Here is a 14,309-nt window from a genome sequence, read left to right as displayed (position 1 = left end):
TTAGCTCTTTGCTTTCTCGGGTTTGAGAGTTTTGTGCGGAGTTGGCTCGATCTGGCGAAGATGACTTGCCCAGTTTAGATTTATGGAATCTTTGATCGACCAAATCTTGATATCGTCGAGTTCAACTCGTCCGCCACGAAATCCGGCTACTCCGAAGCCATCCTTCTTAGAATCCAGGCTCGGATGTTTTCCGTAGAGTGTCGGGCCATGAGAAAAGCGGATCAGAACTTCGTCACCTTTAATTTCGGCTAACGCGTGGTACCAGGTTCCGGGATCCAACTTAAAGTTTGCGTTGTGATCCAATTGTACGGCTTCTCCGTTAGCCAACAACTGCGCTCCCTGTTCACTCCAATAAATACGAGCTTTGTGGTGTCCGAATTCAATAAAAGGACACAAGGGCGTTTGATCCCCTTTAAGAAAGCGGATTGAAAATTGGATGGCATACTCTTGGGGACAATATGGAATCGAGAGACGGGGCTCGAGTCCTTGGTGATGATCCTGGCTGGCTTGAAATGCTTTGGTGGAAGGTTGTCCACGCAACACTCCCTTTTCTATAGACCATCGGGTGTGCTGTCGGGGCTTCCAATTTTCTTTTTCAAGGGGTGTAGATTTTGCGAAATTGGCATCGAGCACCAACTTATCCAATTGGACCAGTTGAGGTGATAGGGATTCAGCAGTAGCTGGTTGCAAAGCAAAGCCAAACAACAAGAAGCCTAGGGTAAATCTGTATCTCATTAGGGTAGGGACGGTAGATTATCAATGAACCTAGACCTGTTTGCTCCTCTTTCGCAAGCGGTGAAATTTGTTCTTTGACGACTCATGAATAGATATTTTGTGCCTTTGTGATTCGTTTTTGTCGGTATGATTTCGTTTAAACTCACTCTGGTTTCAGGGTTTTCCTGCCCTGGATCCCTGATTCTGGCGGGTGAAACCCGTCTTGGAACGATTTCAAGCTGCCCTCAAATCTCCGGCTGGACAAATGAGATTCGATTCCCACACTGGGTAGCATGTCAGAACTACCCACTAATAATACTCCTGAAGAGACTTCTTCAAAAATTTCCCGTCGTAAGTTCGGTAAAGTGTCCGCCACCGCTGCCTCAGCGGCCTTTGGCTTTCAGTTTATTCCAAGTCACGCTTGGGGAAAATTAACTAAACCCACACTGGTTGCCATCGGTGCCGGAGGTAAAGGAAATGCCGATACCCGCGGCTGCCAAGATGCCGGCTTCGATATTATCGGACTCGTGGACGTGGTTGACTCCAAGAAGTTCGACTCTAAGGCGATGAACAATCGTCGCCTGAAGTCTGTCGCCGAAGTGCGCGATCGTTACCCGAAGGCTCAATTTTGGACCGACTACCGTGAAATGATCGCGGAGATGGAAGGCAAAGTAGACGCAGTAACCGTAACACCGCCTGACCACCATCACTTCCACGCGTCTGCGTTGGCGATGCAGGCTGGTATGCACGTCTATTGTCAGAAGCCCTTGACCCACGGCATTTGGGAAGCGCGTAAGCTAGCCGAGATTGCAGCCGAAACCGGTGTGAAAACCCAAATGGGTAACCAAGCGCACGCCGAAGACCACATGCGTCGTTGTGTGGAACTGATCCGTGCTGGAATCATCGGCAAGGTGAGAGATGTCCACATCTGGACCAACCGTCCGATTTGGTCGCAAGGATTTCAAAAGCCACCCGCGAAGCAGCCCGTTCCGGAATGGATCGATTGGAAGCAATGGGTTGGACCCGCTGCACACGTTGATTATAATGAGAACATCGCACCCTTCTCTTGGCGTGGATGGTGGGAATACGGCACCGGTGCTTTGGGTGACATGGCTTGCCACATTATGGATATGCCACACTGGGCATTGATGCCAGGTGCACCCAAGAACGTTACCGCAGAACAATCTGGTGCCACCGATATCTCTCCTCCCATTAATTCGAAGATCACTTGGGAGTTCGAACCTAATCAATACACCCATAGTCGCGGCGTTCGTTTCAATTGGTATGATGGTTACCTCGATGCCAAGTTCGATCGCAAGACATGGAAACTCGTTAAAGGCAGTGAAGAATACAATCACCCATCAGCTGAAGTTTTGGATGGTCGTCCATTTGATGACTACGGTTGCGTAATCATCGGTGAGGAAGGAAAAATGTTCTTCCACCGTCACAACGAAAACTGGGTGATTAATCCAACCACAGCCGTGGACGGATTTACCTGGCCGGCGAATTCGATTCCTCGTGCCACGAACGAAGAGAATTACGACGAGTTCTATGACGCCGTTGTAGGTAAGGTCGTTAAATGCCAATCCAACTTCGATCATGCAGGACCGTTTACTGAAACCATTCTATTAGGTGTAGTCGCTCAGCGTTCTCCGAATGAGAAGCTTCAGTGGAATGCCGAAAAGATGGAAATCAAAGGCAAGCCAGAGCTAAAGAAATACATCCAGCGCAAGTACAGTAAAGGCTGGAAGTGGAAAGCTTAGTTCTCGTTTTAAAATAAACTTTCAAAGGGCAGTCCCAATCGGGGCTGCCCTTTTTTATACCTGTGGGCGACAACTTGTTGGAAATGCTACTGGCACAGCTGTAGGAAGGGAGCTTGCTCCCGATGGAGAGTTTCAAGGGCTGTTCAAATCGGGAGCAGGATTGCCGTTTCGTACGCTAAAGCAACACGAGGTTTTTGTTTTAGGAAAAAGTAATCTGCCCTTAATTCCTGTTTCCCCAATTTTATCTGGAACAGCCCCCGACTTCATGGTCGCATGAGTTCATGTCCTTGTGGGAAAATGACGAAGAACTGTTTCAATTAGCCCGGCGCGAATTATTCACGGCCGTGGTGGGAGACGTGCTGGACAAGATGGGGCTGCTCAAACAGTTCCTACCGCCGTCTATCAAGCCGCTTGATCATTCCATGGTAGTGATCGGTCGGGCCATGACAGTGCTAGAGCAGGACCTAGATCAGCAGGAAGACGAGTCTGGCCAGAATGATTTTGGACTCATGTTCGATGCCCTGGATGGCTTGCAAGCCAACGAAGTTTATATCTGTAGTGGGGCTTCTCCTAGTTACGCTTTGTGGGGAGGTCTCATGAGTACGAGAGCTCTTAAACTCGGCGCTGTAGGAGCCGTCATGAATGGTTACTCACGCGACACCCCTGAAATTCGCGAACTTGAATTTCCTACATTTTCAATGGGAACTTATGCCCAGGACCAGGGGCCACGTGGAAGGGTGGTTGATTATCGGTCGCCGATTGATTTTAGCGGAATCCCAGTTGCCTCAGGTGACATCGTTTATGGGGATTTGGATGGCGTTCTGATTATTCCCGCAAATGCCGTTGAAGAAGCTTTTGCGAGTGCCTTGGAAAAAGCACGGGGTGAAAAGCTCGTTCGAAAGGCGCTGGAAGATGGAATGCCCGCGAAAGAAGCCTTTGAGGAATTTGGTATTATGTAACCGGATACAGTCTTGCCGCGAGGTTGAATGAGTCGATTCTCGTTTATTAGATTGAATACCCAAAAAGTTTTTATGGCCTAACACTCAACCGGTGTGCTAAAGGCTAGGGCTTACATCTTAATCATGCCTCCCGAATTTTCAGAGCAAAGCCATTGGTTTGCAGAGCACCTGCAGCCGCATGAGCCTATGCTGAGGGCCTGGTTGAAAAGCCGTTTTTCCAATTCTGTCGAAGTGGATGACATCATTCAGGAGGCGTTTGTCAAAGTCCTGAAGGCTCGGGAATCCAGTGAATTAAGATCTCCCAAGGCCTTTCTATTTGCCACAGCGCGCAACATGGCGCTCGACGTAGTGAGGCGATCAAAAATTATTCAATTCGATTCTTTACCCGAAAACGAACTTTCGGACGTCATAGATATTGGTGACTCCATTCAGGAGTCTATCGAACACACTCAGGAGTTAGAATTATTAACCAAGGCTATTCAGTCATTACCAACCCGTTGTCGGCAGATTTTTACCTTAAGAAAAGTATATTGCATGTCCCAGCCAGACATTGCCAAAGAATTGGGGCTGACGGTAAATACCGTGGCCACTCAGTTAAAAATTGGCGTCCGTAAATGCAGCGCTTTTATGCACGAGCATGCTAGAAAATGAATAACCACGATCCATCCCCTGAAAACAATCGTTCCGAGGAAGAGGTTCGAATCGACGAGGAAGCACTCGATTGGGTCATTAAACTCGACGGTAACGTCTCGCCTGAGGAGCAGGACGCATTTTTTGAATGGTTGGCGACCGATCCGCTCCAAGGAGAGTGGTTTGCCAATCACCAGCGTGAGTACAAGCAATTTGATTTCTTAGTGGAGTGGCTTCCAGAACATGCCGAACGGCCAAACCCCGATTTGTTGGCTACTCCTTTGATTCGGCGAATCTGGTTTGTGCGAGTTTCTGCCATGGCGGCCGCAGCGGTCCTATTTTTGGGAATACTTTTCTGGGCACTGCCGGACAAGGATGGATCATTTAATGGATTCCTTCCCCAAAAGGGGTTGATGGCTATGGAGTATCAGATCCATAGACTCCTGGACGGATCCATTGTTGAACTCAATAAAGGTGCTCAGATTGGCATCCGCTATTCCTCAGGAGAACGACGGATAGACCTGTTGTCGGGTGAGGCCTACTTTGAAGTAGCTAAAAATCCGAATCGGCCATTCATCGTTAGTGCGCGTGGTATTGATGTTAAGGCGGTTGGTACGGCCTTTAATGTAAAATTGGAGGAAGACTCCCTTGAGGTGATCGTTACACACGGAAAGGTGCTGATGGATTCTTCGGCGCTTGTTGCCACTAGCGACCTTGCGGACACTCTGGAGCCAGTAGAGATTAACCCAGAGTTAGAAGCTGGCCAACGGTCGCTTCTTTCATTCGTAACCGAGACGGTCCTGCCTCAGGTCGAAAAGGTTTCGGAAGAAGAAGTTGATGAGGAGTTGGCCTGGAAGCACCAGGTTCTGGAGTTTGTTGAGAGACCGTTATCAGAAATTGTAGCTGAGTTTAATCACTATAATACGCGGCAAATATCCATCGAAGATCAGGAATTGATGGATGTGGCGATCACTGCCACATTTCGTTCCTATAATCTCGACGGATTTGTTCGCCTGCTCGAATTGATGGTGCCTGTGAAGGCCACTGTGGAAAGTGATGAGTCAATCACCCTGGTCCAACGTTCAAGCGCTCAGTAAGGCAACTTAAGCCCGAAAATTCTATTCCTTACAACTCATTCTCCGTAGAATTGTGACGTCAAGGTTGACCCCCGGAAAATAAAATTTCATTTTCTTCAACAGTTTTTCACCTGAATTGAAAAACGGATCGTCTCTGGAGCAGTAGACTGTTGCTCCATGACTACAAATGAACCGAACTATGCGTTGGTTAATGCCCTGCGGCTTAGGCTATTTTTGCCTATTGCTCGTTTTCTTGGGTACACTTCTTACTTCATTGCATGGTGCGGATCACGTAGCTTTGGAAAAACATGTCTTCGAGATCAAATCCGGGGAGGCTACATCGACCTTACCTCAAGTCGCACATCAGGGCAGCGTAGACGTTATGTTCGCCGTGGGAATTGCGAAAGGGGTGCATACGAACCCGGTCGATGGAACCTATACTCCCTTGGAGGCATTGGAAGTTATGCTGGCGAATACGCCGCTTACAATTGTGGAGGATCGGGAGACCGGCGCCTTTGCGGTTACCCGTGTTTCTGAGGAGGTAAAGTCCATGCCTGAGCCCGACCCGACAACTACACAACTCGATACAGAACCTAGAACTACTCCAGAAATGACCAACAAAAAAGGAATATTTAACTCCCTCCTCAGTGGGGTTGCTGCCGTACTTACCTTTAGTGGTAATGCCGCAAACGCACAGGAGGCGGATGAGGAAATCGTCACGCTTCAAGCCTATGAAATATACGGTGCCGCGCAGGCAGCATCAGTGGAAAGGCAAAAACAATCTGACATCATTGGCAGCTATCTCAGCTCTGATGCACTCAGCGAACTACCGGACGATGATTTGGGTGAGGCTCTGTCACGTCTTGCCGGTGTCAACGTCGTTGGTGGGCAGGGAAATGCTGAGGGAAGTGTGACCATTAGAGGAGCGGATGGGCAGTACAACACCATCCGAATCAATGGTGCTTCGCAAGCCAACGCTCGTCTGGGCTCCCGGAATTTTGATGTTACTCAAATCCCTTCCGAAATGGTATCAGGTGTTGAGATCATTAAGAGTATTACCGCTGAACATCCCGCTGATTCGATTGGAGGATCCGTAAATGTCGAAACGGCCAATGCCTTTGACCTTGGGCGCCGAACCTCCCGTTACAAATTCGAAGTTCGCAATCGCGATCAGGGTGACGAGAACGGCTGGGGTGTGAACTTTGTGCATTCTGACATACTGGATGCTTTTGGAGGAGAGAATAACCTCGGTATCTTGTTCAACGTCAATTATGTCGATGAAGACCTGGTCGAATGGTCTACTCAAAACCGTTTTCTCGACCAAACCAACCGTACGCCAAATGGCTCGGATCCTAACCGGGACAGCTTTCTTGAGCAGACTGTACTGGCTGTGAACCCCAATGCCTCCAATCCCATCTGGGACCGGTTTGATCCGAATGAAGTTCGCACCACACGGGATGAGTTTACCTTCAATGCAAGCATTGATCTACTTCTCTCGGATACGACCTCGCTCTACTTTCGCCCGTGGTATCAGAAAGAACGGGATGTCCGGGACAGCTTTGCCTTTCGGGTTGATCGTTTGGAGCGCGCGTTCCGCGGAAATTACTGGTTCCTGGATGATTCTGGCAATCCCTTGGGTGAATGGATCGAGGATGACGATGACCCTGTATTGGGGAGTGAAGGTGATACCTTTGTTCAGGCCACTGACGGCAGCGGAAATATCATCGTTACTCCGGATTTCGAAGCCAACTGGGATGGCCGAGTGGATCGTATCATCACCGGCAGAAATATCGACAGCGAAACCTACACTTTTGACTTCGGCGGCGAAACACAGTTAGATCGAGGGCTCATCGAATACCGCGTTCTATTTTCCACGGATGAAGGTGACAATTTCCGACGCCAATGGCGTTTTCAGGAGGATTTTCGCAAAACCAATGCTGGAGACCCACTGCGAGCACGTTGGTATGGCGCCACTCCCTTACCCTCCTTTAGCGTATTTGAAGTTACTAAAGGCCGAGGGCATGTCCCTTCCAACGGAGGTGTGAATGTATTTAGTGATGCCAACCGTAGCTTCACCAACACCTCCCCGCGTTTCCTTTATGAAAATGTGACCGAGGATGTACTTCTGGCCAGTTTCGACGTTGAGCAGGAGGTGAGTGACTTCCTGGTCCTGAAAGCGGGTGCACGTTTCCGTAGCGCCAAGCGCGACAACCAGACCACTGAGTTGTTCATCAACCCCGTTGAAGGAAATAATAAAGTATATCCGGCCGGTCAATTTGCCGATCCGGCAGATGGCAACTTTACCCTTTGGGATGGCACTTATTCGGATATCGCTGGTCCATTTGTGAGAGCGGATCCTGCCTATGATTTCTTCTTCAGCGACTATCAGTCCAGTCCTGACAACTGGGAGTGGAACCGCTCGGATCTGCGGGACGCAGCCGACACGGCGGAGTTACAGGAAGACATTACTGCTGCTTACATGCAGGGAACGTTTCGCTGGGACAATTTTACTTTGGTGACCGGCCTTCGTGTGGAGACAACACAATTGGATACGACCTGGAAACCCTCTAATTTCATTATTGATGGCAGTAATATTCCTAACCTCAATTCGGACCAGCAGGGAATTCTTAATGAAATTCTGCAGGAAGGCGTTCAGGATCTCGGATTTGTCGGACCGGATGGTACCTTCTCTTTTGGTGATATCGTAAATGATATTCGTCGCACCAACAGCTATGACAACGCGCTTCCGAGTGCAGTACTATCCTATCGAGCCGGAGACAGTGGACATGTGTTCCGCTTTGCCTGGACGAACACGCTTACTCGTCCAGATTACCGGGAACTTATTCCCTTTGACTTGGGAGAAGCCAATCGTCAGTTGCAGGCAGCCGGCGTACTCAACCTGACCAATCGGGACGATGAGTTCGACCTGGGAAATCCAAATCTGTTGGAGCAGACCTCAGAAAACTTCGATCTGGCCTGGGAGTATTACTTTGGTCCGCAACAACGTAATATGGTTTCAGTGACCGCTTTCAAAAAGGATCTCGAAGACTTTTTGCTCGAATACACCTTCCAGCGGGAGATTGAAGTGTTGGTGGATCCAGAGGATCCAAGTCTTGGAACAGAGTTCGTTACCTCTGATACTCGATTTTGGTCCAACGCTTCAGAGCGTAGTATTGAGGGGGTCGAGTTCACAGGGTATTTCAACTTTGAGGACATGTTCCCCAATATTGACCTGCTTCATGGCCTGAGCTTTGTTCCCAACTACGCCTACATCACGGGTGACCAGAATGACCCGATCTTTGACGAAGATAGGTTGGCGGACGGTGAATTCGATATCTTGGGATACCAGTTCACGGACTCGCTGACGAACCAGGCTAAAGAGATCTACAACCTCCAGCTGTTCTACGAACAACAACGTTTCAACGTGCGTCTCTCCTACAATTGGATCTCCAGTTTGCAGCGGACACCGTCCACGGCGGCTATCTCGGCCATCACGTTCGACCGGGAACAGGAAAACCTGGACCTGTCCATTCAGTATCGCTTATTCGCAGACAAAGACATCCGTGTGTTCTTCGAAGGTGACAACCTATCGGACACACCGAACGATGAACGCTACATCGGGCCGAATGCTGGGCTGTTCACGACGTCCTATCAGACCATCGGTCGTCGATACGTATTGGGCGTAAGAGGATCTTTCTAGTATCACTTATTGAGAAGTCCCCGGGAGTTGTCCCGGGGACTTTTTTTTGATGCAAAGGTTTTGTAGTGATGGTTACCTAATTATCATCTATGGTCATCATGAGAATTGTCCTGATAGTGAGTCAGGTATTTGCCGTTCTTAGCTTGTTTGGAAATGAGTGGCAGCCGACTGACATACGTATTGCCTCCCGTTGGGCCAAGGAGCTAACTCCCGAAAATGTTTGGCAAGAGTATCCGCGGCCGCAATTTCAGCGTGCGGACTGGTTGAACCTGAACGGTCTCTGGGACTTTGCCTTGCAGAAAAAAGCGGATCCGCAACCTGAAGCGTTCGAGGACAAGATCCTCGTTCCGTTTTGCGTCGAATCTTCCCTTTCTGGTATCGGTGGAATAGTAACCCCGGAGGACCGGCTATGGTATCGGCGGACCTTTCGGTTACCTGACGACTGGGATGACAAGGAAGTGGTTCTCCATTTCGAGGCCGCCGATTACGCAACTGTAGTCTGGCTCAACGGCGCCTACATTGGGTCGCACAAGGGAGCCTTCGACCGCTTTTCATTCAAGCTTGGACCCTTCCTGAAAAAAGAGGGGCAACAGGAACTGGTGGTTGCCATTGACGATCCGACCAGTTTCGCAGCCCAGCCCCGGGGAAAGCAAAGCCTCCACGAGGCCAAGATCACCTACACCCCCGTGAGTGGAATCTGGCAAACGGTATGGCTGGAAGCAGTGTCACCTGAAGTCTACCTGGGAGAAGCCAGAGTGATTCCCGATATTGACCGTGAAGTAGTATCCATTCTCCCATTACTCGATGAAGCTTCTCGAACGGGACACACGGTGCAGGTCAAAGTGTCGGCCGGCAAGAATACCGTGGCGGAGACGTCCGTTCCCGTGCACGAGCGATCCGAGATAAAAATTCCCTCACCCCGCTTATGGTCACCGGACGACCCGTTCCTTTATGATTTGCACCTGACCCTGCTCAACCCGGAGGGGAACATCATTGACGAAGTCGACAGCTACTTCGGCATGCGCAAAATCAGTCTCGGCGACCGGAACGGTTCGAAATACCTATTTTTGAATAACCAACCGCTTTTTCACTACGGTCCACTCGACCAGGGCTGGTGGCCGGCCGGGCTTATGACGCCTCCCTCGGACGAAGCCATGCGCTACGACATCGAGATCACCAAGCAGATGGGTTTCAATATGATCCGCAAGCACGTCAAGGTGGAGCCCGACCGCTGGTACTACCACTGCGACAAACTCGGCATGCTGGTTTGGCAGGACATGCCCTCCGGGATGGCAGCCGTTGACGTAAATGCAAAAGGAAAGTCCAAACCCGTTCCCCGCGCTCTCAAGACCGGGCCGGATGCGCACCGGACCACGCTGGATGCGGCCCAGTTTGAATGGGAACTCAGGCGCATGATCGACCTTCATTTCAATGCACCCAGCATAGTCATGTGGGTTGTCTTCAACGAGGGCTGGGGACAGTATGATACCCTGCGGGTAACCGAATTCGTGGAGACCTACGACCCGTCACGGCTGATCAGCGCGGCCAGTGGCTGGGCCCATCGTCCGATCGGGGATATACATGACATCCACTCCTATGAGGTGGAAACGCAGGTGCCACCCAGGTTCATGGACAAGGCGTCCGTGCTTGGCGAATACGGGGGCATCGGCTGGCCCATCGAGGAGCATATCTGGGATCTGGACAAACAATATTGGGGGTACCAGGTATTTTACTCGGGAGAAGAACTGGAGCAGGCCTACCGATCGATGTTTGACCAGATGCTGGACATGCAACGCAACAAGGGATTGTCAGCCGCTGTCTACACACAAATCACAGATATCGAAGGCGAAATGAACGGCCTGATGACTTACGACCGGGAATTGATCAAGATCCCCTTGGAGTCTCTCCGGAAGATTCACAGCCAACTGTATGTTGAATCCGATGAGTGATTGGACTATTTTGTGCATCCAAAAGTAATTTTTTTCGGTATTAGTTTAGTATGAGAATCTTGATGATGGCGGGGTTATTGATAGCGAGTTGTTCCTCGGTGCAAGCAGCGGTCACGCTAAGCTATGAAGATCCTGAGGAGTTCTCAGATTTTGAGTATGCAATCACCCAGCAAACCGTATCAACTGAGGCTTTCAGCAAAGAGATAATTAAATACTTGGAACGAGCGGTGGATAACTCATTCCCGGAAGGAGTGACACTCGCCATTCATTTTCAAGATATTGATTTAGCAGGTAGTTTTGAGCCTTGGCAGAGAATCCCTCTCGATGAAGTACGCTTTTATAGAGATCACTATCCACCAAGAATTAGTTTGAGTTATCAATTGGTTAACGCCTCAGGTGAGGTATTAGCTGACGGGGAAATCCAACTTAAAGATTACAGCTATCAGATGGGTGTATCCAGTAGGAATAGTTCAATTGACAATTTCTACTATGAACGACGCCTGTTGGAGCGTTGGATCAAAGGTGATCTTGCTAAGCTGGTATCTAAAGGAGAAAATTGAGATCATAGGATTTATGTTCGATTTAATGCTCCGCAGGGCATTTTACTTTTGATCCTTTGAATATTTCAGAAGACGCTTTGGGCATGTTCTCGATTCGGCATCTTTCACAGTATTTCTGTTTTATCTGCTTGGTCATGTTTCTGGCCTCCAACGGTTTTTCTAAAGATCCGGAATCTGATTCTACCTATGTGGATGGCACCCTGAAGCCCAACATCAATGCCGTTGTGGGTGCTGATGAATCGCAAATTTTTTCGTGGGATAACATGGAGAAGCTCCGGCAATCCATCGTAGTTCCAGAATTTCCGGATCGAGAGTTCCTCATTCAGGATTTTGGCGCCATTCCCGATGGTATAACCGACTCGACCGAAGCCTTTCGCCGAGCCATAGCGGCCTGTGCCGAAGCTGGTGGAGGGAGGGTCGTAGCTTCCGGAGGAATATTCTGGACCGGACCGATTCATTTAAAAAGCCAGGTCAACCTGCATGTTTCGGAGGGAACTACGCTCCGTTTTTACACCGACCCCAAAAAGTTTCTTCCCGCTGTATTGACCCGCTACGAGGGAGTGGAAGTCATGAGCTACTCTCCCCTGATTTACGCTTACGGAGAGACCAACATTGCAGTGACCGGCAAAGGGACCCTCGATGGAGGAGCGGATGACAGCAATTGGTGGAGCATGATTCCTCCTAAACTCAGTCAGCTCGACCGGGAACCGGATCATACCAAGCTGCAGCTGTTTGAGATGGCTGAAAAAGGCGTTCCTGTAGCTGAACGGAATTTTGGGCTGGCTTCAAAATTACGCCCCAGCTTTATCGAACCCTATGCCTGCAGGAATGTGCTGATTGAAGACATCACCCTCATCAACGCTCCGTTCTGGATGATCCATCCGGTGCTATCAAAGCATGTAACCGTTCGCGGAGTCACCTGCACGAGTGCGGGCCCGAACAACGATGGCTGCGATCCGGAATCGAGCGAATATGTGCTGATAGAAAACTGCGAGTTTAATACCAAGGACGATGGCGTGGCCATCAAAGCCGGTCGCAATGCCGATGGCCGTCGAGTCAACCAGCCAACGCGCAACGTGATCATTTCCAACTGCATCATGAACACCCAGCATACTGCCATTGCCATTGGTAGTGAGATGACGGGCGGGGTGGAGAACATCTATATCGAGAATTTGACCTGTAGCAAAATACAACGGGTATTTCGTATTAAAACCAACAGCATGCGCGGTGGATTCGTGAGGCATATTGGACTTCGCAATGCGACCATCGAGGAAGCTACGGGAACGCTCATCAATTTTGTCACCAATTATGGGAAGGAAGAGGGGCCCTTCTATCCCTTGGTGGAGGATATTCATCTGAGTGACATTCATTGTCTTAAAAGTGAGCAAGCCATCGAGTTTAAGGGCACTGTCGACATGCCTATAAATAACCTCAGCCTTAAAAACATCTCGGTGGATGTCTCGGAGGAAGCATCATTGTTTTATCATGTACTCAACATGACGTCTGAGAATGTGCAGATTGGTGTGGTCTCACCTTAAGATCCGGTGCTTCAATGAAATTACCAGTATGAACCATTCAACTTTCAGATCCGCATCCCTTGGATGCTTTGTCATCCTAAACGTTCTTTTGTTTTCTGCCTGTGGTCAGGTGGAAGAATCGGTATCAACTGCCTCGAAGCCGAATATCATCTTCATCATGGCCGATGATATGGGTTACGGTGATTTGGGCTCTTATGGCCAGACGGTGATTCAAACGCCTCATCTCGATCAAATGGCGAAGGAAGGAACGCGATTTACTAATGCCTACGCTGGTTCAACCGTGTGTGCTCCATCCAGGTCAGTGCTCATGACCGGCAAGCATACCGGTCACACTACCGTGCGTGGAAACTTCGGAAAGTATGGTGTTGTAGGTTTAGCAGGCGGCAAGGGTAGGGTGCCTCTTGAAGCCGACGATGTAACCGTGGCGGAAGTGTTAAAAGAGGTAGGTTATGTAACGGGGATAACCGGCAAGTGGGGACTCGGTGAACCGAACACAACGGGCCATCCCAATGAGCAGGGCTTTGACGAATGGTTTGGTTACCTCAACCAACGTCGTGCGCACTCCTATTACCCGACCTTTATCTGGAAGGATAAAATGAAGGTTGAGTTTCCGGACAATGCAGATGGAAACCAGGGAACCTATACGCATGATCTCTTTACCGATTTTGCCCTCGATTTCGTTAGCCGTCACCAGGACGAACCTTTCTTTCTCTATATACCTTATACGATTCCTCACTCGCGTTACGAAATTCCGGATACGGCACCCTATACGGATATGCCATGGACGGATGATGAGAAAGTGCAGGCAGCGATGATCACCCGTCTCGATCGTGATATCGGCAGCTTGTTTAAACTGCTTGGTGATCTCGATATCGACGAGAACACACTCGTCTTTTTCTGTTCGGACAACGGAGCCGCAGAACGTTGGGAAGGCCGATTTGATGCATCTGGTTCTCTCAAAGGACGTAAGCGTGATATGTATGAAGGAGGCATCCGTACACCGATGATTGTCCGCTGGCCGGGTAAGGTGGCAGCAGGAGAAACAGATGCTACTGCCTGGTACTTTGCGGATGTGCTACCGACTTTGGCAGATCTTGCAGGTGCAAATGCGCCATCCGACGTCGATGGAGTGAGTGTTCTCCCAACCATCCTGGGAAAAGATCAGGACTTAAGCAAACGCACCCTCTACTGGGAATTTTTCGAAAGTGGCTTTCAGCAGGCGGTCCGTCAGGGCAATTGGAAAGCCATTCGATTGAAAATTGGAGAGCCGCTTGAGCTGTACGACCTATCCAAAGATGAAGCTGAAAACAACAACGTTGCTGCTCAACACCCTGAGATAGTTGCGAGCTTTGAGGCCTATTTGAAAACGGCTCGTTCTCCTTCGAGAAACTGGCCTGTGCCCGAGTTGGATTAGAACTGT

The 14,309-nt window shown here is 49.6% G+C and carries 10 protein-coding genes; 9 read left to right on the top strand and 1 reads right to left on the bottom strand.

Annotation, left to right across the window (positions count from 1 at the left end):
- Positions 1–735, bottom strand: a complete 735-nt coding sequence (locus tag GA003_15085) for a hypothetical protein (protein QXD27329.1) — start codon at positions 733–735, stop codon at positions 1–3.
- A 272-nt stretch (positions 736–1,007) separates the two neighbouring features.
- Here GA003_15085 and GA003_15080 point away from each other — a divergent pair, with 272 nt between their 5' ends.
- From GA003_15080 to GA003_15040, 9 genes are all read left to right on the top strand, one after another.
- Entirely contained in the window at positions 1,008–2,477 is a 1,470-nt protein-coding gene (locus GA003_15080; protein QXD27328.1) for a Gfo/Idh/MocA family oxidoreductase, read from the top strand.
- A gap of 281 nt (positions 2,478–2,758) precedes the next feature.
- Positions 2,759–3,436: an RraA family protein gene (locus GA003_15075; protein ID QXD27327.1), complete on the top strand. Its 678-nt coding sequence runs from the start codon at positions 2,759–2,761 to the stop codon at positions 3,434–3,436.
- A gap of 123 nt (positions 3,437–3,559) precedes the next feature.
- On the top strand, positions 3,560–4,087 hold the full coding sequence (locus GA003_15070) for a sigma-70 family RNA polymerase sigma factor (protein ID QXD27326.1): 528 nt from the start codon (positions 3,560–3,562) through the stop codon (positions 4,085–4,087).
- On the top strand, positions 4,084–5,163 hold the full coding sequence (locus tag GA003_15065; GenBank protein ID QXD27325.1) for a FecR domain-containing protein: 1,080 nt from the start codon (positions 4,084–4,086) through the stop codon (positions 5,161–5,163). The genes GA003_15070 and GA003_15065 overlap by 4 nt, the downstream gene beginning before the upstream one ends.
- 232 nt (positions 5,164–5,395) lie before the next feature.
- The gene (locus tag GA003_15060; GenBank protein QXD27324.1) at positions 5,396–8,842 is read left to right on the top strand and encodes a TonB-dependent receptor; all 3,447 of its coding nucleotides are present in this window, start codon (positions 5,396–5,398) and stop codon (positions 8,840–8,842) included.
- 98 nt (positions 8,843–8,940) lie between these two features.
- Positions 8,941–10,791 carry a beta galactosidase jelly roll domain-containing protein gene (locus GA003_15055; protein ID QXD27323.1) on the top strand — a complete coding sequence of 617 codons (1,851 nt, stop codon included), beginning with the start codon at positions 8,941–8,943 and terminating at the stop codon, positions 10,789–10,791.
- A gap of 98 nt (positions 10,792–10,889) precedes the next feature.
- The gene (locus GA003_15050; GenBank protein QXD27322.1) at positions 10,890–11,351 is read left to right on the top strand and encodes a DUF3016 domain-containing protein; all 462 of its coding nucleotides are present in this window, start codon (positions 10,890–10,892) and stop codon (positions 11,349–11,351) included.
- 56 nt (positions 11,352–11,407) lie between these two features.
- Positions 11,408–12,889, top strand: a complete 1,482-nt coding sequence (locus GA003_15045) for a glycoside hydrolase family 28 protein (protein ID QXD27321.1) — start codon at positions 11,408–11,410, stop codon at positions 12,887–12,889.
- A 28-nt stretch (positions 12,890–12,917) separates the two neighbouring features.
- On the top strand, positions 12,918–14,303 hold the full coding sequence (locus tag GA003_15040; protein QXD27320.1) for an arylsulfatase: 1,386 nt from the start codon (positions 12,918–12,920) through the stop codon (positions 14,301–14,303).
- Positions 14,304–14,309 lie beyond the last annotated feature (6 nt).

It is taken from the genome of Opitutia bacterium ISCC 52, from assembly GCA_014529675.2.
GTDB lineage: Bacteria > Verrucomicrobiota > Verrucomicrobiia > Opitutales > UBA2995 > UBA2995.
Note: the sequence above shows the minus strand (reverse complement) of the source record. Positions and strands in the feature narration are given on the sequence as shown.